Below are 19,764 nucleotides of genomic sequence, written 5' to 3'. Positions count from 1 at the left end.
CCCCGACAACGTCGAGGGACGGGGCCTCCCATGTCTGCTCGGCCGCCGTCCCGGAATCGGACGGATGACCTTGCAGGTCAAGAAGTACTCGCGTCGCGGTGTCACCCGCGTCCTGTGGCTGAAGGCAGTCGCGAACGAGGGCCACGTGCCCACCCGGCCGGAGCTGACCGCCGGCACGGATCTGACGAACGCAATCGCGGCGATCGACGGCTGGTCGCTGTCGAACCAGGCGATTGAGACCCCTGACCTCGGCAGCACCTTCGAGTCGAAGATCCCCGGCACCGACCAGGCCGACGACTCGTCCCTCGGGTTCTACGAGGACAAGGTGTCCGACGAGATCGAGCAGCTGCTGAAGAAGGACGACACGGGCTGGATCGTCTTCCTCCGCAAGGGCGATGTCGCCGGGTCGAAGTCGATGGACATCTTCCCGGTGCGTATCGGGTCGCGTTCGCCGAACTACTCGACGGACAACGAGGCGGCCAAGTTCACGGTGAACTTCTCGATCACGGAGAAGCCGACGCAGGACGCGGAGATCCCCGCTCTGCCGAAGGCACCGTCGACCTAGCCCACCCTGGCACTGCCCAGCCGGTCACGGCGCGTGCTGCGGCCCGGCCGGGCCCTTCTTCTCCTTTCCGTCTTGTCTGTGTGGAGTCCCTGAATGCCCAACCCTGCCCGTCCCGTTCCGTCCCCTCCCGCTTCCGCTGTCGCTCGTGATTCGCACTGGGCGTCCAAGCTCGCCCGGCTCCGCGCCAGGCAGCTCCCGGAGCACACCTTCCAGCTGTGTGACGACCTCGCGGCGAAGAAGCGCCTGGACCAGGCCAAGCTGGACGTCGCCCGGCTGCGGCTCGCATCTGCCGAAGCCACCCCGGCAGAGCACGGTGCCGAACTTGAGCACGCGGAAGCCGCGCTGCGCGATGCACAGGACGCCTTCGACGCGGTGTCGCTGACGCTGACGTTCAAGGCCCTCCCGCGCCCGGTCCTCGACGGGCTGATCAAGCGGTTCCCGCCGACCGAGGAGCAGGCGGAGGAGGGCGACGCGTGGAACCCGGAGACTTTCCCTGCGGCGCTGACGGCCGCCGCGCACATCGAGCGCGATGAGACCGGCCAGATCGTGGAGGGCCTGTCCGAAGCCGACGCTCAGGACCTCCTGGACTCGTGGTCGGTCGCGGAGTCCAATGCCCTGTTCGCCGCCGCGTGGCAGGCACAGCAGATCACCCGGGCGAGCACAGCAGAGCTGGGAAAAGACTGATCGCCGATGCACAACTCCGGTCGGAGCTGGAGGTGTGCGACCGCTTCCACATTCCGCACAGCCTCTTCCTCGGCGCCGGCGATGGGCGGTGGTCGGAGGCGGACCGGGCGAAGGCGCTGGCGTTCGAGGCGTACCGGCGCAGTGTGTGTGACCAGTGCGGCACGAGGGCGGCGGAGTGGGACGAGGAACAGGGTGGTGACCGGTACGCGTACGTCACTACGACTGTGCGGTGCGTCGGCTGTGAGCTGATCACCGCCGAGCAGGATCAGGTCCCCGAGGGGGCCGACGGGTACGGCGTGCGGATCGGCCTGGTGCCGCGCACGCAGTGGGAGCAGCAGAAACGTTCACTCTGATACTGCCGAGGGGTCGGCGAGAAGGGGCGCGGGGAGTTAGGGCACCGCCCGGTGTCGAACTACACGCTCAGCGTGCAGATGCGCGCCGACGCGTCGAACCTTCTGTCATCTGTACGGCAGGTGTCCCGCGCCCTGCGCGACCTGGGCAGGGACACTACTTCCCTCAACCGCAGGCTCAATCAGATCGGCACCGGCTCCCGCACCGCTGGGGCTGGGTTGCGCACCCTGGGCCGGGACGCCGACGGCGCCCGGTCCGGGCTGCGCAGGGTCGGAGCCGACGGGTACACGTCGATGCGGCGGCTCCGCCACGGGTTGCTGTCTGCCCGGCAGGAGATGCACCACCTGCGGGGCCTCGTCGTCGGCGGGGGCCTCGTCGCAGGGCTCGCAGAGATCGCCCGCGAGGGCAACGAGTACCAGCGTTCCATCAACAAGTGGGGCGCCGTCACCAGCGCCTCGGGCCAGGAAATGGTGCAGGCAGCGGCGAAAGCCCGCCAGCTCGGCGCCGATCTGAACATCCCCGGCACGTCAGCGGCGAAGGCTGCGGACGCCATGCTGGAGCTGGCCAAGGCGGGCCAGACGTCTACGTCGTCGATCGCGAACGCGCAGGCTGCAATGCAGCTGGCGGCGGCCGACAACCTGTCTGCCGCGGATGCCGCCCGCTACCTGGGCGACGTGATGGACCAGTTCGGTCTGTCGTCGAACAACGCAGGGCGGGCTGCCGATGTCCTCGCCGCTGGCGCCAACGCCGCCTCCGGTGGCCTCCAGGACATCTACTACGCGATGTCCTACACGGGTCCGGTCGCCGCCCAGCTCGGGATCTCCCTGGAGGACACGGCCGCGTCGGTGGCGATGCTCGCCCGCTCCGGCATTCTCGGCTCCAAAGCAGGAACGTCACTGCGCGGCATTCTGACGAACCTCGCGAAGCCCACGAAGCTGATGAAGCGAGGGCTTGCGGAGCTCGGTGTCGAGGCCTGGGACGCGCAGGGCAACTTCAAGGGCCTGCGCACGGTGATCGACGGGTTCGAGAAGGCCCAGCACCGGATGTCGCAGAAGGACTTCCTCGGCAACCTCGCCATGGTCGTCGGGAAGCCGGCACTGGCCGGTGCGGCGGCGCTCGCCCACCAGGGCGTCGAGTCGTACGACCAGATGCACACCGCGATCGCACGTACCGGTGCGGCAAGCGAGATCGCCTCGTCGCAGACCAAGGGCTTGTCCGGTGCGGTCACCCAGCTCAAGACGCAGGCGAAGAACACGGGCCAGGTGCTCTACACGGCTGCTGCACCCGGGCTGGAGAAGGTCACCCGCCTGCTGACCGCAGGCATGGGCGCGGCGACGCCGCCGCTCGCGAAGGCCCTCGACTACGTCCACGACCTGTGGACGCTGGCCGGGCCCGGCATGACGAAGGCGGTGGCTTCCGGGGTCCATGAGATCGCCGACGCCTTCGACAGCTTGGGCGGGCCGGTGAAGAACATTGCGTTCGATGTGCTCGGCGCCGGGGTGAACGTGTTCGTCAAGGCAGGCCGGGCGGCCCTCGACATCCTGCGGAACATCGGTTCCGCCGTGTCCCCGGTCGCGGAAGCCATCGGTGGTCTGGGCGACGAGTCCAACGCTGGAGCCTCCGCCCTCGACATGGTGGTCACCGGGTTGAACCTGGTCTCCTCGGCGGCGGCCACCGTGTCCGGTGTCCTCGTACCGGTCGGGCAGACCGTGGCGTGGCTGGTGCGCGGGTTCAGTGCGCTGCCGGGCCCGGTTCAGACCGCGATCATGGCGATGCTCCTCGCCCGCCGTGTCACCCCGATTCTCACGAATCAGGCTCGTGCGGTCGCCGGGCCGCTTACCGGGGCCTACCGGTCGTTCGGCGAGCAGATGCGCGTCCAGGCCTCCCTTGCCGCCGCGAACGGGCAGTCCATAGGCCGGGTGGGGCAGGCGCTGGCCGTCCTCCAGACCCGTATCCCGGTGATCGGGCAGATGTCCGCAGCGTTCAGGGCAGCGAACGGACCGGTCACCGGTCTGGCTCGGGCGATGGGAGTGGGCCTTGGTGGTGCCGCGCGGGGCCTGATGGGGGCGCTCGGTGGCCCGTGGGGTGCTGCGATCGCCGCTGCCGGAGTCGGGCTTTCCCTTCTGGCCTCCGAGCAGCAGAAGGCCGCGCAGGCGGCAGCCGAGCACCAGTCGAGGATCAGCACGCTCGCCCAGGCGCTGCGGGACTCCAACGGTGCGGTCAACGACGCGGTCCGTACGACGGCCGCCCAGTCGCTCATGGACACCAAGGTCATGGACGGCAAGCAGCGCCTCGTTGACGTCATGTCGAAGGCTGGCATCAGCGTCCGGGACCTCACAACCGCCTACCTCGGGCAGGACGGCGGGCTGAAGGCCCTGGAGCAGCGGTTGGAGTCCACGGCCGCGGCGAACGAGAAGTGGATCATCGGTGCGGCGGGCGCGGCCAAGGCGTACACGGAGCCAGGCGTCGCCGCACTGCGCGCGAAGCAGGCGCTCGGCGAGGTCTCGGGCGAGATGTCTCAGGCAGTGAAGGACGCCAGGAGTCTTGCCGAGGCGACCGGATCCGGCGGCAAGTCGGCGGCGGACGCGGTGGGCCCGTTCGGGAAGTTCTCCGAGGCCATGCGCACCCTGTCCGACAGCACCGCTGACGCTGACACCCGTGCTCGTGCCCTGCACGACGCGCTGACCGTCCTGGCGGGCGGATCAGTGAACCTGTCCGCTGCCGAGTCCCGGCTGAACAGGTCGGTGTCGGATGCTGCCGACTCGCTGAAGGGCGGCATTCAGCACGCTGACGGCTACGGCAAGTCGCTGCTGAACATGGACGGTTCGCTGTCGACCGTCACCCGCAACGGGCAGAAGCTGTACGACCTCCTCCAGGGCCTTTCGACGAACTCGGCGGACGCCGCGCTCGCCGCGTACCAGTACGCGGAGGCGAACGGGAAGAGCGTTCCGGAGGCGTTGGAAGCGGCGCGGGCACAGATGGAGACCGCCAGGAACTCGGCCGTCGCCACAGCCCGTGGTTTCGGGGTGGGTGCCGAGGCAGCGGAACGGTTGGCGACTGCGGCGGGCCTGGTACCCGAGCAGGTATCGATCCTCCTCCAGACCGCCGGCATGGACGAGTCGGTGGCGGAGCTCATCGCTGTGCAGCAGTCCTTGAGGGCCACCCCGGACAAGAAGACCGTCACCATTGCCACCCTCAGCAACGATGCCCGCAAGGACCTGGACACGCTCGGCTTCAAGGTGAAGGACCTCAAGGACCGGCGTGTGCAGATCACGGCTCCGACCGACCTTGCCCGCTCCGATCTGGATGCGCTGATCGCGAGGATCAGCCAGACCCCCGGGGCGAAGCACATCGCGGTGACCTCTTCGACGGCGGCGACGATCGCCAGCCTGGAGGCAGTGCGGCAGAAGATCGCCGGAGTGCCGGGTGGGAAGACCGTGACGGTCAACGCCCCCACAGCTGCGGCGCGGGAACAGCTCACGCAGCTCGGCTTCAAGATTTCCGCCATCCCCGGCAGCAAGAACGTCTCCGTCACGGTGCCCACCGGGACCGCGACCGGCGGCGTGGCCACCATCCAAGGGGCGATCGACCGGCTACGGGACAAGACCGTCACGATCTCGATCTACCGGAACGAGTTCTTGACCCGAGGGCGCGGGCCAGGTCCTTGGGCGGACGGGTACGTCCTCCCGAAGGCGGACGGTGGCATCGTCACCTACGCGGACGGTGGTGTGCGCGGGGAGAACCACGTGGCGCAGATCGCCCAGGGCGGCGACTGGCGTGTGTGGGCGGAGGACGAGACGCACGGCGAGGCGTACATCCCGTTCGCGTCGTCGAAGCGGGCACGGTCCAAGGCCATCCTCGATCAGGTCGCCACCCGGTTCGGAGGGACCGTCACCTACAACGCCAACGGTGGGCTGTCCGACTGGTCGTATCAGCCGGTCGGCGGGGCCGGGTTCTCCGTGTCCGACGTGGTGTCGAAGTCGCAGCGCAAGGACAAGAACGGCAACGAGACCTTCGACCTCGGCATGTTCGAGCGGAACCTGCGCAAGTCCGCAAAGTTGGCGGGTGGCTGGCGTATCGACCTGGGGACGGTCGCCCGGCGTGCGGGCACCGAGGTCGCGAAGGCTCTGGAGGACATGGGCGAGGACGGTATCGCCCTGACCCGGAAGATGGCCCGAGGGTCGAACAAGTACGTGCAGGACATGGCGGCGCAGCTCACCAAGCTCGCCGGCACGGCGAAGGTGTCGCTCGGCGACTACACGGGCCAGTTGAACAAGGCAGTCAAGGACTCCAACGCGTTCCAGGCCAACCTGATCACCCTGGCGTCGAAGGGCTACGGGGCGTTCGCTTCCCGGCTCGCCGAGCAGGGCGACAGCAACGCGGAGGCACTCGCCGCACAGGCGGTGAAGGACGGCACGAAGGCGAAGCAGGCCAACGACTCGGCGAAGGCCGCCAGCGGTGTCCTCGACGACGACCAGCTCACCGACCTGCTGAAGATCGTCGGTTCGCTGGCGAAGGGCCGGGGCCTCCACACGGTGGCCGAGCTGACCGCGCTGGACGAGGACCGGGTGATCGAGGTCGCGAACCGGTCGACCGGCCACCTGCGGAAGGCAGGACCGAAAGCGGACCGGTTCCTGTCGGACCTGGTGAAGGCCAACGCGGGAAAGGCGTACGCGGACGGCGGCATGTGGGAGCCCGGCGTGTACTCGTCGCCGTCCCCCAACGGGCTGATCAAGTTCGCGGAGCGATCAACCGGCGGGGAGGCGTACCTGCCTTTGGGACAGGCCAAGCGGGGCCGGTCGACGGCAGTGCTCTCCCAGGTGGCCGACAAGTTCGGGTACGGGCTGACCCCGAAGACCCTGGTCGGTGCCTCCGACGGCCGGACCCGGATCGTCATCGTTAACCAGGCCCCTGCCATCGGCACCCAGACCATTCATGTCACCAAGAGCGCGGCAACACCCAACGACATCGCGTCCGCGGTGGCCTATCAGATGCGGCGGGCTAAGCGCGGGGGTGTCCTGCGATGAGCAGCCTGGGACTGTCCGACTGGCAGTTGGAGTTCGGTGGTGTCGTCCTCGGGCACAACACCCGCATCCCCGTCGCGGAGATCGAGGGTCTGGGGCTGGCGGAGGTACGCGGCGAAGCGGTTCCGCAGCCCGGCGCCGATGGCGTGTGGCCTGCACCGGACTGGTACGGCACACGCACGCTGCGCATCGACTGTGGCATCAAGACCCCGGGTGACCCTGTTGCGGCCGGACGTCTCCTCGGTGACCTCCTGCGGGCAGCGGACACTGCGTCCGTCCGCACGGTCGGCGGGGCGCTGATGGGCCTGCGGATCAAGTGGCCGGGCGCACCGGTGAGGGTCTTGTACGGGCGGATGCGGAAGCTCGACCCGGTGTGGGCGGAAGCCGCCCACGGGTGGATACCGCTGGACGTCGAGTTCCTGGTGACCGATCCCCGGTTCTACAGCGACACGGAGCAGCAGGCGTCGTTGCGGTTGGCGTGGCTGTCCGGCGGCGGGTTCACCGCACCGGTGAAGGCACCGATCCGGGTCACGGACGGGGTGGATGCGGACGACCGGCCGGGCTGGGTGTTCAACGCCGGCGACGCCCCCGCGCACCCGGTGCTCACCGTGCACGGGCCGTGTGCGAGCCCCACCATCCGGCACGTGAGTTCCGGGCAGGTCCTCACCCTGCCGTCCCTGGACCTTGCTGCCGGGCAGTGGGTGGAGATCGATACCCGGCCCGGCCGGATGACGGTGCTCCGCGACAACGGAGGCTCCGCCGCAGGAGCCCTTACCACCGCCTCCCGGATGGACGAGTTCGTGCTGCCGCCGGGCCGCTCCGAGATCCGGTGGGCTGCCACCGACCCGACTTCGTCCGCCCGCCTCACCGTGCGCTGGCGTGACGCCCACATTGCCCTCTACGACAAGGACCCCAAGACCCGATGACACTCGCCCAGGCCCCGCTGCTCGTCAACGGTGCCACTCACTCCGCCCAGACGTTCCGGGCGATGATCAAGGACCTGTCGAGGGGTGCGGAAGGCATCACCGAAGCAGCGGACCTGAAGGTTGCCCCGTTGCCCGCTCCGGGGGCAGGGGTGCAGGTCGCGGACGGCTCTGCGGTTGTCCGGGGAAAGTCGAGTGCCTGGCAGGGCTCGTACACGGCGTACAACATCGGGACGTCGACGGTGCCGATCGCTCCCACGGGTGCCACGCCCCGCTCCGACCTGATCGTGCTGCGGGTCATCGACCCCGAGTACGAGGGCAATCTCGACCCGGCGAAGGATCAGCTGAACGTCTTCCACGTCGTCCCGAACGTCACCACCACCCAGACCACGGTTCCGGCCGGGATAACCGGGGTCGCCCTGGCCCGTGTAGACCTCCCGGCGAACACGAGCACCGTCACCGCGGGCATGATCCGCGACGTGCGGACGGTGGCCAACCCGCGCCGGGAGCGCACCCTGTACACGGCGTACCCCACGAAGCCGTCGAAGGCGTGGAGGGATGACGAGAAGTGGTACGACTGGCCCCCGGAGGCGCGGTGGGTGATCCCGGTCCCGGACTGGGCGACCAAGATGATCTGCACCGTCACGATGGCCGGGCTGCGCCTCGACTTCGACAACGTCTTCGGTTCCGTCGCCCCCGTCTTCGGCACGGTGCAGGGCCAGAGCGTGGTGGTCGACGATGACCAGGGCAAGGGGGTACGGCGCACCACACTGGTCGTGGCGGACACGCTCACGATCCCCGCCGCCTACCGGGGCACCCGGCAGCCCCTGTTCCTGCGGGCCCTCATGGCGAAGAGCCCCAAGGGCGACCTGAGTGTGGATGTCGGCTCCACGCTCGTTGCCGATGTCGAGTTCACCGAGGGCCCGGTATGAGTTACCGGTACCTGACGCAGCACGCCCTCACCGGCCAGTGGCTCTCCCACAACCTTCCCCTGACCGGGGTGGAGTTCGGTCCTGCTCTGAACGGGCCCGGATCGTTCCGGGGCACCCTGTCCCCTCGTCTGCTGGGCAGGTTCCCGGAGCTGACGGAACCCGACACCCTGCTGTACGCCGAGCGGGACGGGCACCTGCGATGGGGCGGCCTGATCTGGCAGGCAGAGCCCGAGGGCGGGGACCTGGAGGTGGAAGCGGCCGGTTGGTCGTCGTACTTCCAGAAGCGCCACGACCTGGACGGGGAGCTTGGCGGGCGCGGCCCCTACGTGAACACGGACCCCTGCAAGATCCTCCGCGATGTCGTCGCCTACGCCCAGTCGGTACCGGACGGGAACCTCGGCGTCTCCGTCGATCCCACGGTGTCGAAGGCGACGGTGGGCACCCCGAAGGAGCCGTGGCACTCCCGTTGGTGGGAGACCCCCGTGCTGGGCGACTACATCGATGACCTGGTGAAGGCGCCGGACTCCCCCGACTACACGTGCACCACGTGGTGGGACACCGACCACAACCCGGTGCGCCGTATCCGGCTCGGCTACCCCCGCCTGGGGGCACGTCGTACGGACATTGCGTTCTCCTCCGGGGTCAACATCATCTCCGCCCCTCCCGTGACGTACAGCGCCGACGAGTACGCCCAGATAGTCATTGCCACCGGCAGCGGGGAGGGCCGCGCCCAGCAGCGGGCGGTGGAGGCGGTGCGCAACAACCGGCTTCGCATGGAGCACCACCTTGAGCTGCCCGAGGTGCGCGGCAAGGACGTCCTTGCCCAGCGGGCCAAGACCGAGCGGGCGTGGCGGCAGGCCCTCGGACATGTCGAGCAGATCACCGTCCGCGACCACCCGTCCGCCCCGGTCGGGTCCTGGCAGATCGGGGACGACGTGCGGGTCACCGTCCGCGACGAGTGGACGGACTGGTCGGGGTGGTGCCGCATCACCGGGTGGACGATCCGCCCGGACACCGATGCCGGCGAGACCGCAACCCTTCAGCTCGAACGCGCGGACAGCTTCCACTACGGCTCCGCCTGACTTCCCGTTTCCCGGAGATTGGTTTCACCAGATTGGCTATCACCGTCGTCCCGATGACCTTCAAGAAGGCGTGTGCATACGTCGACCGTGTCCACCGCCATCACGCCGCACCACAGGGCCACAAGTTTTCCCTCGGTGTCGTCACCGACGATGGTCAGCTCGTCGGGGTCGCCATCGTCGGGCGTCCTGTTGCGCGCGCCTACGACGACGGGTTCACAGTCGAGGTAACTCGCGTTGCCACTGAGGGATGTCCCAACGCGTGCTCGGCTCTTTACGGCGCTGCCTGGCGAACCGCGAAGGCGTCGGGTCATCGGCGGGCGATCACTTACACCCAGGTAGGAGAGAGCGGCGCCAGTCTGCGGGCTGTCGGGTGGCAGCGGGCAGCCGAGCGGCCTGCTCGGGCTGGTTGGAACACTCCCAGCCGTCCTCGGTCCTCTCTGGGCACCGAGCAGGTGGCCCGAACTCTGTGGGAGATCACGGCCAAGAGTGTGCCGTTTCCCGCGGCGCAGCTGGCTCTCTGAGCGGACTTCTCCGCCCGCCTCCCAACCATCCATGACTTCATGAAGGACTCACTTCCTTGCCCACAGATATAGGCGCCCGCCTCGTACGCCTGGAGAAGCTGCTGCGTGCTTCGGTGCGTGCCCCGAAGTTGGCGAACGCGTCCGTCGAGGGCGGCACCATCGACGTGTACGACGACGACGGCTCATTGCGTGTGGTGGTGGGGCAGCAGCCGGACGGCACCAACGGGGTCATCTCGGTGAACGGGCCGCCTCCGCCGCAGCCGAGTGCCCCGCTGGTGGTGTCGCGTCTGGGTGGTGCGGGCGCCACGTGGGATGGCACGTTCGCGGGTGGGGCAAGGCTGCCGATGGACTTTTCCCGTGTCGAGGTGCACGCCTCCCCCACCGACCAGTTCGAACCGGGCCCCGGGACGCTGGTGTCGACGTGGGAGTCCCCTCGGGGCGGTACCTCTCTCATCCCTACTGAGCGTCCGGTGTTCGTGCGGCTCGTTGCCCGCAACACGTCCGGGGCGGGTTCGGTGCCTTCCGAGGTGGTGGGCCCGGTGGAGGCGTCGAAGGTGGTGGCGCAGGACGTCTTGGACGGCATCGTCACCGAGACGAAGATCGCGGCGGACGCGGTGACGGCTGCGAAGGTCGCTGTGGGGGCGATCGACCGTGAGGCGTTGGCTGCGGGTGCGGTCACGGCGGAGAAGATCGGCCAGCAGGCCGTTGAGGCGGGGAAGATCGCGGCGGGGGCCGTGGACCTGAACACCTTGGGTGGTGCGCTCTCGGACAGTGCGGTGCAGCGGTACCTGGACGCGATGGGTGATGCGGGTGCGTGGCAGGTCGTCCAGTCCGGTCCTGGGGCTTTGTGGCGGCACGCGTCGGGGGTGGTGGATGCGCCGACCGGTCAGACCGTGGGGCAGGCTAACGGGCACATAAGGGTGCGTGGCAACACGCTGGTGCCGTACGAGCCGGGCACCTTGTACCGGATCAGTGCTCGGGTGCGGGCGACGGTGCAGCCGGAGGTGGGCCCGGACAACGTGTATGTCGGTGTGCTCGGGGTGGGTGCGGACAGGACGACGTTGGTGAACCGGCTGGGTGCGAACTCGGCGAGCAGTCACTACTACCCCTGTGCGTCGGGGTTGAAGGTTGCGGTCGCGGACGGGTGGGTGACGGTTGTCGGCTATCTCAAGGACCGTGCACCGGCGGGTGCGTCTGGGACTGCGGGGCCGAGTCCTGACGCGAGGGCTCCGGGCATGGTGCATCAGGATGTGCGGTTCATCAGCCCGTACCTGTGGTTGAACTTCGCGTCGGGGTCTACCGCGGATGCGCCTTCGGTGATGCAGGTTGATGTGGTCACGGTGGAGGCGCTGCGTACGGGTGTCGTGGACTCGACGAATTTGGTGTCGGGGGCGGTGACGACGGCTGCTCTGGCCGCTGATGCGGTGACGGCGGGGAAGGTGGCGGCTGGGGCGATCAGCGCGCGGGAGGTCACGGTGAACACGTTGACGTCTGCGCAGATCGCTGTCGGCGGGATCACTGCGGGCTCGCTGGCGGTGGGGTCGGTGACGGCGGGGGCTATTGCTGCGTCCTCTGTGCACGCTGTTCATCTGGTGGCGGGGTCGGTGCAGGCGGGGGCAATCGCTGCGGATTCCGTGTCGGCGGGGAAGATCGCCGCCGATACGGTGACGGGCCGGGAGATCAAGGCTCTGGCTGTTTCGGCAGACAAGCTCGCGGCGAACGCGGTGACGGCGGGGAAGATCGCCGCTGGGGCGATCCAGACGGAGCACCTGGCGGTGGGGTCCATCACCCCGGATCAGCTCGCTGTCGGGCAGGGCACGAATCTGGTTCCGGATGCCGGCTTCGAGGGGGCGTCGACCGCGAACAGTCTTGCGGCGGCTGGGTCGTCGTGGTCGTTCGCTCCGGGGAACCGCACCGGTGTGGGTGTGAAGGTCGATGCGATGGCAGATGCCCCGTCGTACTTCACGCTGCCTTTGACGACGGTCCCGATCCTTGCGGCGTCGCAGCTGTTCCTGGGTGTGGATGTGCTGACGTCACCGGATCTGGTGGCGCAGTCGGTGAAGATCCTCGCCCGGTGGGAGAACAGTGCGGGTGTGGTCTTGGGGTACGGGGTGGCGGAGACCCAGGAGTACGTGGCGGGCGAGTGGCGGCGCATCACCGGGCAGGTAGCGGCCCCGCAGGGGACTACCCGGGTGGTGCTGTGCTTGGAGGCGTCTGCTGCGTCCCGTGGGTGGTGTGTCTTCGACAATGCGGAGGCTCACACCATTTTCGGCGATGCGACGGGTGGGGCGCGGGCTGAGATCGGGCCCAGGGGGATGCGGCTGTTCGATGAGGACGGCGACGAGGTGGTGTCGCTGCTGTCGGGGCAGCCGAACGCGTTGACGTTCCGCGATGGCGCGGAGCGGGTGGCGGCGATCGGGTCGACGGGTGATGCCTCGTTCCAAAACTTGAACGTCGCCGGGTCGATCAGCGTCGGCGGGGATGAGCTGACGTCCCTCTACAACGGGCCGCGCGGGCTCCTCGCGATCGACTGGATGGCTACCCCGGTCCGTACGACGACGGGCACCGAGATGGGTTACGTGGAGTTGGCGTTCGATGCGCAGGAGGGCCGCATGTACCGGGTGGAGTTCACCGGTGGTGTGGAGTGCTCTGCTGCGGGCGGATCGTTGGCGGTCAGGTTGCGGACGGGGTACGCGGACTCGCCGCTGGTGTCGTCCCCGCAGATCCAGGAAGCCCGGTTCCCGCTGGTGCAGACGACGCGCAGGCAGATCGACTTGCGGCTGGTGAGCGGGTGCGGGCCCAACGACTACGTGAGGCCGGGGCGGAACCGGTTGCTGTTGACGTTCCTCAGCGACAGCGGGGCGCCGGCGGGGCAGCAGGTCACGATGTCGGGGGCTGCCGGGCGGATGGGCCAGTTCACTGTTGAGGACGTGGGTGTGCACGTTCCGGAGACCGGGGCGTACAACTCGGGTGGCGCTGTGGTGCCCGCTTCGCCGGTCAGGATGACCCGCACCTACAAGGGTGTGTGGTCGGGGAGTTACGCCAACCGGTCGGGGTTCAACGCCTACCACGGGAAGGCGTTGGCGGCGGGCTTCTTCTCGGCGAACAACGGGATCCAGGCGGCGCTGACCGGGTTCCCTGCCGCGGTGACGTCGGATCTTGCGGGGGCGAAGGTTCTCAAGGCAGAGGTGTACCTGTACGCGAACCACTGGTACTTCCCTTCCGGTGGCGCCACCACGATCAAGGCGCACACTCACGCGTCGCGGCCGATGAAGTTCTCGGCGAACCAGGCGTCGGTATCGGTCACCAACTGGGCGCGTTCCAGCGGCAAGTGGGTGGACATCACGTCACTGTTCGACCCTGCGACGTTCCGGGGTGTGGCGTTGGACCCGAACACCACGAACCGCACCTGGTACGGCAAGTTCGACGGGGTGGAGAACCCCCACGCGCCGCAGCTGCGTGTCACGTTCATCAAGTAACCCAAGGAGATCAACCGTGGCTGCCGTGTACGCAGACCTCGTCATCAACTCGAACTTCACGAACGGAACCACTGGTTGGTGGTCCGGGGATCCGGCGATGATCTCCCTCAACGCCCCCGGTACGGGGGTGGAGGCTGGGGCGACGACGGAGGCGGTGAACCTGTGGGACGCCCCCTTCGGCCAGGACGGCATTGTGCTGAGGAAGGGGTGCTCGTACACGTTGAGTTTCACCGCGAGGGCGAGCCAGCCGGGCACCCTGTTGAGGGCGCAGGCCGGGTTGGGTGCGGATCCGTGGACGGTGGCCGTCGACAAGACGGTTTCCCTGTCGGCGGTCGACAGGCACTTCCACTACTCGTTCGTTTCCGACCTCGACACCACCATGGGGCAGGTGAGTTTCCAGATCGGCCAGGGCACCAGCGTCACCGTGTACCTGACCGAGGTGCGGCTGACGTGCTCGACCCCGAGGGAGGGCTTCTACGTCGACCCGGACTCGAACGCGGCGAAGTGGGTTGCGGCCAACCCGAAGGACCCTCGCGCTCAGAAGATCACCCGTGGTCTGGTGCGGCGTCCGACGGCGAAGTGGTTCGGGGACTGGAACAAGAACGTGAGGGTGGACGTAGACGCCTATGTGGGGGCCGCTGCGGCGGCCGGGCTGCTGCCGATCATCGCCGTCTACAACGTGTTCAACCGGGACAACGGTGGGGAGAGCCACGGCGGTGCCAGCTCCGCGAAGGAGTACCGGGACTGGGTGGACGAGGTGGTGGCCGGCATTGGGGAGCGTCCTGCTCTGGTGGTCGTTGAGCCGGATGCGGTTGCGCAGATCCAGGGGTTGCGGGACGACGCTGCGCGGGCTGAACGGTTGGGTCTGATCAAGTACGCCGCTGAGGCGCTTGGGCGGCTGCCGTACGTGCGGGCGTATCTGGACGGGGGCAACGCCACGTGGATCAAGCCGCAGGAGATGGCGGCCCGGTTGGCGGCGGCTGGGATCGGGGCGGCGAAGGGCTTCGCGGTGGGGGTGTCGAACTTCGACTCCACCGACATCTCCGCGACTTACGGGGCGCAGGTCGCTCAGGCTCTTGCCGGGCTCGGGGTTCCGGGGGTGCGGTTCGTGATCGACACGTCCCGCAACGGGAACGGGGCGATGGACGCTGCGGGTCAGCACGTCGACTACTGCAACCCGGCGGGTCGACGGCTTGGTGTGCCGAGCAGTATCGGGGTAGGCGGGGTCGAGTACCTGCTGTGGATCAAGGTTCCCGGCGACTCGGATGGCATGTGCGGTACCGCCCCGGACGTGACGGCGGGAACGTTTTCACCTTTCCTCGCAGAACGACTGATCGACGGAAACTGATCAGATTCGAAATCAGATTTTCATGACTTGCCAGTTATCCGTCATGTGCATTTTGCGCTGACAGCTACCCGTAATCTGATTCTGCTATCGCATACCCGTAAGGCGTCCACGACTGTCCGCGCGCTTCCTCATGGCGCGGGCTACTCGGCCCCGGGGTGACTCATCTCCGGGTCGTTTCGCGTCGGAGGGAACTTGCTATGTGGTGGCAACGAAAGATGGGAAGGCCTCCCTGTGGTAGCCGTTGGCTTACACGGGTCGGCCATTGGCTCAAGCGGCATCGTACCGATCTCGTGCTCCTAACGATGCAGGGATTCGTCACCCTGATCGTGCAGGTGATCGTGCGAGCCGCCATGTGAGACCACCCCCGGCATGCTGCGCCGGGGGTGGTCGCTCTGGGCCGCTTTCCCGAGGCCCTGCCCCAATACGTGGGGGCAGGGCCTTCTACTGCGGGTGAGAGAAGCATCTCTGTTGGCGGTCAGAGACGTAAGAAGCGATGAGAAGTTGATGCTGAACATCTCATCTCTTACTGCACACATTAGTTGACGCGCACGCGGTCGCGGAGAAGAACGCGTCAAGTTATAAGAGTCAAAGCTGGTATTGATGTCGGTACAGGAAGGCTCCCACGTGCCGTTCATCGTCGAGGTGTGGTCCCCGTACCCGTAGGCTGACGTGCAGGCGTGGGGCTGCTGGAGGACCGCGGTGTCTGTGCCGCCGAGCGCCGAGCCCACCCTGTGGGAGTTGCACCGCGCCGTCTCACAACTTCGCGAGGACCTGCGTGGTGACCTCGCCCAGCTCGCTGCCCGCCTGGACCAGGTGGTGACGCAGGACGTCTACCGGGCCGACCAGCGGGCCACCGAGCAGCGCATCGGACAGGTCGAGGCTGGACTTGCCGCCCTGCGGAGTGAGCACGACCAGACAACAGAGCGCGGGGAGTTGCAGCGGCGCGAGGATCAGGCTGCGGCTGCGGCGACACGTCGTCTGGTGATCAGTTCGTTCGTTGCACCGCTGCTGTTGATGGCGTTGCAGCTGTGGTTGCTGTCGGCGGGTACAGCCCGGTAGCCCGTTCCAGCAGGGTGTATGTACCGAAGTTTGGGCGCGGGGAGAGTTGAGTACTAGCAGTGGCTACACCACTTGCTGCTGACCGTCTGGTCGCAGCACTACGTGCCGAAGGTGTTCGCGTGGTCGAGCGACCTGGTTGGCGCACCCACAACCGGAACGCGAAGGGACCGTGGGGGCCGTCGCACGGGGTGATGATCCACCACACGGTCACCTCCGGCACGAGCAACACGGTCAGCATCTGTGAGAACGGCTACGCGGGTTTGCCGGGGCCGTTGTGCCATGGCGTGATCGCTAAGGACGGCACGGTGTACCTCATCGGTCACGGCCGGGCGAACCATGCGGGCAAGGGCGACAGCGCGGTACTCCAGGCCGTCATCGCGGAGAGGGCACTGCCTCGTGCGGCGAAGGCCGACAAGGACGGCAACCCGCACTTCTACGGCTGGGAGTGCGAGAACCTTGGTGACGGCCGCGACCCGTGGCCGGGCGCCCAGCTCGATGCGATCGAGCGGGTATCGGCGGCTCTATGCCGTGCGCACGGCTGGGGCGCAGAAAGCGTGATCGGCCATCTGGAGTGGCAGCCCGGCAAGGTCGATCCGCGAGGCTTTGCGATGAGCGGCCTGCGTCAGCGCGTCGCCGCGCGGCTGCGGGGCAAGCCGGGCGCTTCGGGTTCTTCCACGTACACGGTGGGCGCCGGCGACACGCTGTCTGGGATCGGTGCCCATCTCGGCGTGAGCTGGCAGGCCATCGCCCGCGAGAACAGCATCACCAAGCCGTACGTCATCCATCCGGGCCAGACCCTCAAGATCCCCGCCAAGTAGGAGGCACCCATGTCCGACGCCAACCAGAGAACCCTTCGTACCTGCCTCCAGACCTTCTTGGGTGTGGCTGCGGGTCTTCCGCTGATCATCGACGCCTCGGGGATCCCGCAGTCCACGGCCGGTGTGGCGGTTGCCATTGCGGTGGCGGCCGGTATCACCCGGGTGATGGCGCTGCCGGTTGTTCACCAGCTGCTCCCTGACTGGCTGTACCGGAACGAGTCGCCCTCCACTGGCGTGAGCACCGAGAACGCCACGCTGGACGCTCACCGGTGACCACCCCGAACTGTTCCGGGGTGGGTTCGGCGGACTGACGGCGGCCCGGCAGGCCTGGGGCCGGTGGCGGGCCCCCACCGCCTCACGTGAGGCGGTGGGGGCCTCTCGTATCCCGCGATGGCCGCCGGATGGGTACCACATCGGAACGTTCCGGGGTGGTCCTCAGGTGCTGATTATCGGACAGAGGTGTCCGAACGTTGGGAACGAGTCTCCCAAATTTGGGAGACTCGCCGCTTTGTCGCAGGTCAGAGGATGTTCCACTGCTGGTCGTGGTCTCCGGCTCGGTCGGCTGCGATCCGGTTGTGGATCTCCGCTGCTTTCGCGGGTTCGTGGGTGGCCTTGCGTGCGTTGGTGGTGATCATGCGGAGTTCCCGGAGGTCGCGGAGGACCGGGTAGCCCGCCCAGTGCCGGATGTCCCAGCCGTAAGCGTCGGCGAAGTCCGCGTAGTGGTCAGTGTGATAGCCGAAGCGGCGGCAGTGGACTTCCACGGTGACAAGGTCCCATTCGGGGTGGCCGATGGTGGCACTATCCCAGTCGCAGAGCACCGCGCCGTCACCGTCGTGGAGAGCGTTGCCGTGCTGGGGGTCGCCCTGGAGGACGGAGCGGGGCATCTCGAAGCGAACGGCTTCAAGTTGGTGGGCGAGGGTGTCGACGCGTTTGTGGAGGTAGTCCACGTCGTCCTGCGGCAGGGTGGTGGTCGCGTACAGAGAGCGGCGGATCGCGTGGCAGACGTCGAGCGGTGGGAGCTCCACGGGTGGGCTACTGAGGCTGTGCAGGGTGCTGAGGGGCTTCGCGAGGGCCTGAGCGGCAACGGGGTGGCCGGGTTGAGGCAGGTACGTCCACAGGGTGGCCGACTGGTCGCCGAGGGGGATCGGCTGGAGGTGGGGTCGGTGCAGTGGGACGGTGGGGAAGCCGAGGTCCATCAGCCACTGCACGAAGCGCACGGTGCGGGTGACGGTTGTTGCTGGCGTTCCCTTCCTGGCGATCTTCACCACGACGGGGTCGTGTGCCAGTCGCAGAACGGCGTTCGTCTGGCCCCGCAAGAGGACGGCCCCGGTGGCGTCGAGGCCTGCTGCCGCGCAGGTGCGGGCGAGCAGGTCTGTCATTTCGCCTTCGGTGTAGCCGCCGTGGATAGGTGGAGTCATGAGGACAGGCTGCGGGACGGCGAGCGAGCCTGTCACTGGCTACCGCGGGGCAGGGCAAGGATCTCTTGGAGTTCGAGGCCTGCGCGGACGGTACGCATCTGTTGGGGGGCCGCGTTCAGTACGTCTTGTGCCCTGGCGCCGAGGATCTGTGTGCGGTGGTCGGCGGGTACATCGAGGTAGGCGCGGCCGGCGAGGGCGAAGGCGTCGCTGAGGTGGTGTTCTCGGGCGAGGCACAGTGCGCGCTCGATGCGCAGGAGTGCCGGGTCGATGCTTCCTTGCTGGGTTGCGTAGAGGGTGAGGGCTCGTTCCTGGACTTCTTCGGCTTCGCGGGTTTGGTTGAGGTAGGTGTGGATGCCGCTGAGGTAGAGCAGGAAGCGGCGTTCGGGGAAGGCCCAGGCGTCGGTGGCCTGGGTGTGGTCTGCGGCGGCGAACGCGTCTTCGGCGAGGTTCATGATGTGCAGGGCGCCCTCGTTGTCGCCGTTGCGGGCGCGGGCGCGGGCTTCGGCAGCTGCGGCGAAGGCCAGGGTGGTCGCGTTGCTTCCGCGGGCCTGGAGGAGGACGCGGGCGTCGGAGGCCAGCCGTACGGCGTCGTCCAGCGGCCCGTAGTAGTAGGGGAGCATGGCTGCCTGCACTCGGACGCGTGCGCGCATGTCGAGGTTGCGGCTGTCGTCTGCGGCGGTGAGTGCGGTCGCGTACCAGTCTCGTGCCTGGCGGAGGCTGCCGAGTTTCATCAGTGCGTCGGCGACGAGGGTCGCGAGGACTGAGGTCATCTCGGAGAGGCGGAGTTGGGTGGCGGCGGGCTGCCGTTCGGAGGCGATGAGCTGCACTTCGCGGAGGTCCTCCAGCAGCGCCAGGATCATCGCGTTCGGCGGACGGCTTATGTACTGGCGGCGGTGGAGGAGGAGGCGTTCGTCGAGGAGGTCGAGCTGGCCGGGGCTGACGCTGCCGGCGGCGAGGGTTCTGTCGACGTTGCGGCGGAAGGCGTCGATCCAGTCGTCCTCGCGGAAGGCGGGCAGAGGGGCTGTTTCGAAGCCCTGCGCGTCCTGGCCCCAGCCTGAGCGGTGTGGGCCAGCGGGGTCTGGGCTGGCGGATTGCCGAGAGTAGCTGTTGCTTGCGGGCCCTGTCCGGCGCACGTAGATATCCGCTGCGGGTGCTGGCGGTTCGACGGGGCAGGTCGTCGGCTGGGTGTCGGACGCTTTGAGGAGGAGGAGTTGGCGGGCGGTGTAGCCGGGGAACATGCGCGCCAGGATTTGTGGTGCGGGCTGGACGGGGAGGGTGGCGATGTTCCCGGATGTCCAGCGACGGTACGTCTGCTCGGAGACGGTTGCCGAGCGGAGGGACAGGTCGCCCTGTTCGTGGGCCATCGTGTTCGCGGTGCGCTCGTAGGCCTGCCTGAACATTCTGTAGGTCATGTCGGCAGCTGTGGTGAGCGACCAGAGCAGTGTTTTCCCTGCCATGGCGAGAGGTTCCTAATTCGTGAGTAGGCGGTTCCAGACGACTCGTGGGTGAGTCGCTGGACTGTTGAGGTGGGTTGGGTTCGTAGTGGCCGCGTGGGCGCCG

The 19,764-nt window shown here is 68.0% G+C and carries 15 protein-coding genes; 12 read left to right on the top strand and 3 right to left on the bottom strand.

Annotation, left to right across the window (positions count from 1 at the left end; translation table 11 throughout):
- Positions 1-64: 64 nt before the first annotated feature.
- The 10 genes from ACFYVL_RS14075 (at position 65) to ACFYVL_RS14030 (ending at position 14,909) form a co-directional block, all read left to right on the top strand.
- Positions 65-565 (top strand): hypothetical protein, encoded by a 501-nt coding sequence (locus ACFYVL_RS14075; protein ID WP_389244262.1) that lies wholly within the window; start codon positions 65-67, stop codon positions 563-565.
- 93 nt (positions 566-658) lie between these two features.
- Positions 659-1,249 (top strand): hypothetical protein, encoded by a 591-nt coding sequence (locus tag ACFYVL_RS14070; RefSeq protein WP_389244260.1) that lies wholly within the window; start codon positions 659-661, stop codon positions 1,247-1,249.
- Between the two features lie 32 nt (positions 1,250-1,281).
- Positions 1,282-1,602, top strand: a complete 321-nt coding sequence (locus ACFYVL_RS14065; protein WP_389244258.1) for a hypothetical protein — start codon at positions 1,282-1,284, stop codon at positions 1,600-1,602.
- 51 nt (positions 1,603-1,653) lie between these two features.
- On the top strand, positions 1,654-6,627 hold the full coding sequence (locus ACFYVL_RS14060) for a phage tail tape measure protein (protein ID WP_389244256.1): 4,974 nt from the start codon (positions 1,654-1,656) through the stop codon (positions 6,625-6,627).
- Positions 6,624-7,550 (top strand): hypothetical protein, encoded by a 927-nt coding sequence (locus ACFYVL_RS14055; protein ID WP_389244254.1) that lies wholly within the window; start codon positions 6,624-6,626, stop codon positions 7,548-7,550. The genes ACFYVL_RS14060 and ACFYVL_RS14055 overlap by 4 nt, the downstream gene beginning before the upstream one ends.
- Entirely contained in the window at positions 7,547-8,479 is a 933-nt protein-coding gene (locus ACFYVL_RS14050) for a hypothetical protein (RefSeq protein ID WP_389244252.1), read from the top strand. Before ACFYVL_RS14055 ends, ACFYVL_RS14050 begins: the two co-directional genes overlap by 4 nt.
- A complete protein-coding gene (locus ACFYVL_RS14045) occupies positions 8,476-9,561 on the top strand; it encodes a hypothetical protein (protein WP_389244250.1) in 1,086 nt (361 codons plus the stop codon). Before ACFYVL_RS14050 ends, ACFYVL_RS14045 begins: the two co-directional genes overlap by 4 nt.
- Before the next feature lie 53 nt (positions 9,562-9,614).
- Complete coding sequence (locus tag ACFYVL_RS14040) at positions 9,615-10,082, top strand: XF1762 family protein (RefSeq protein WP_389244248.1); 468 nt, start codon at positions 9,615-9,617, stop codon at positions 10,080-10,082.
- Positions 10,083-10,138: 56 nt separating this feature from the next.
- Positions 10,139-13,561 (top strand): hypothetical protein, encoded by a 3,423-nt coding sequence (locus ACFYVL_RS14035; RefSeq protein WP_389244245.1) that lies wholly within the window; start codon positions 10,139-10,141, stop codon positions 13,559-13,561.
- 16 nt (positions 13,562-13,577) lie between these two features.
- On the top strand, positions 13,578-14,909 hold the full coding sequence (locus ACFYVL_RS14030) for a glycoside hydrolase family 6 protein (protein ID WP_389244243.1): 1,332 nt from the start codon (positions 13,578-13,580) through the stop codon (positions 14,907-14,909).
- Between the two features lie 753 nt (positions 14,910-15,662).
- Here the strand turns inward: ACFYVL_RS14030 and ACFYVL_RS14025 are convergent.
- Positions 15,663-15,818, bottom strand: a complete 156-nt coding sequence (locus ACFYVL_RS14025) for a hypothetical protein (RefSeq protein ID WP_389244241.1) — start codon at positions 15,816-15,818, stop codon at positions 15,663-15,665.
- A 209-nt stretch (positions 15,819-16,027) separates the two neighbouring features.
- Here ACFYVL_RS14025 and ACFYVL_RS14020 point away from each other — a divergent pair, with 209 nt between their 5' ends.
- Complete coding sequence (locus tag ACFYVL_RS14020) at positions 16,028-16,786, top strand: N-acetylmuramoyl-L-alanine amidase (RefSeq protein ID WP_389244239.1); 759 nt, start codon at positions 16,028-16,030, stop codon at positions 16,784-16,786.
- A 9-nt stretch (positions 16,787-16,795) separates the two neighbouring features.
- Positions 16,796-17,059: a hypothetical protein gene (locus ACFYVL_RS14015; protein ID WP_389244237.1), complete on the top strand. Its 264-nt coding sequence runs from the start codon at positions 16,796-16,798 to the stop codon at positions 17,057-17,059.
- 245 nt (positions 17,060-17,304) lie between these two features.
- Here the strand turns inward: ACFYVL_RS14015 and ACFYVL_RS14010 are convergent, their stop codons facing one another.
- Both ACFYVL_RS14010 and ACFYVL_RS14005 read right to left on the bottom strand, forming a co-directional pair.
- Entirely contained in the window at positions 17,305-18,204 is a 900-nt protein-coding gene (locus ACFYVL_RS14010) for a phosphotransferase family protein (RefSeq protein WP_389244235.1), read from the bottom strand.
- A 32-nt stretch (positions 18,205-18,236) separates the two neighbouring features.
- A complete protein-coding gene (locus ACFYVL_RS14005; RefSeq protein WP_389244233.1) occupies positions 18,237-19,661 on the bottom strand; it encodes a hypothetical protein in 1,425 nt (474 codons plus the stop codon).
- Between the last annotated feature and the right edge of the window lie 103 nt (positions 19,662-19,764).

It is taken from the genome of Streptomyces sp. NPDC004111, from assembly GCF_042874215.1.
Classification (GTDB): Bacteria; Actinomycetota; Actinomycetes; order Streptomycetales; family Streptomycetaceae; genus Streptomyces.
Note: the sequence above shows the minus strand (reverse complement) of the source record. Positions and strands in the feature narration are given on the sequence as shown.

What these genes read in the sequence shown, in the direction of transcription:
- ACFYVL_RS14050 (WP_389244252.1), top strand. Translation starts at nt 7,547, where the DNA reads ATGACACTCGCCCAGGCCCCGCTGCTCGTCAACGGTGCCACTCACTCC.
- ACFYVL_RS14005 (WP_389244233.1), bottom strand. Translation starts at nt 19,661, where the DNA reads ATGGCAGGGAAAACACTGCTCTGGTCGCTCACCACAGCTGCCGACATG.
- ACFYVL_RS14015 (WP_389244237.1), top strand. Translation starts at nt 16,796, where the DNA reads ATGTCCGACGCCAACCAGAGAACCCTTCGTACCTGCCTCCAGACCTTC.
- ACFYVL_RS14045 (WP_389244250.1), top strand. Translation starts at nt 8,476, where the DNA reads ATGAGTTACCGGTACCTGACGCAGCACGCCCTCACCGGCCAGTGGCTC.
- ACFYVL_RS14010 (WP_389244235.1), bottom strand. Translation starts at nt 18,204, where the DNA reads ATGACTCCACCTATCCACGGCGGCTACACCGAAGGCGAAATGACAGAC.
- ACFYVL_RS14055 (WP_389244254.1), top strand. Translation starts at nt 6,624, where the DNA reads ATGAGCAGCCTGGGACTGTCCGACTGGCAGTTGGAGTTCGGTGGTGTC.
- ACFYVL_RS14070 (WP_389244260.1), top strand. Translation starts at nt 659, where the DNA reads ATGCCCAACCCTGCCCGTCCCGTTCCGTCCCCTCCCGCTTCCGCTGTC.
- ACFYVL_RS14075 (WP_389244262.1), top strand. Translation starts at nt 65, where the DNA reads ATGACCTTGCAGGTCAAGAAGTACTCGCGTCGCGGTGTCACCCGCGTC.
- ACFYVL_RS14040 (WP_389244248.1), top strand. Translation starts at nt 9,615, where the DNA reads ATGACCTTCAAGAAGGCGTGTGCATACGTCGACCGTGTCCACCGCCAT.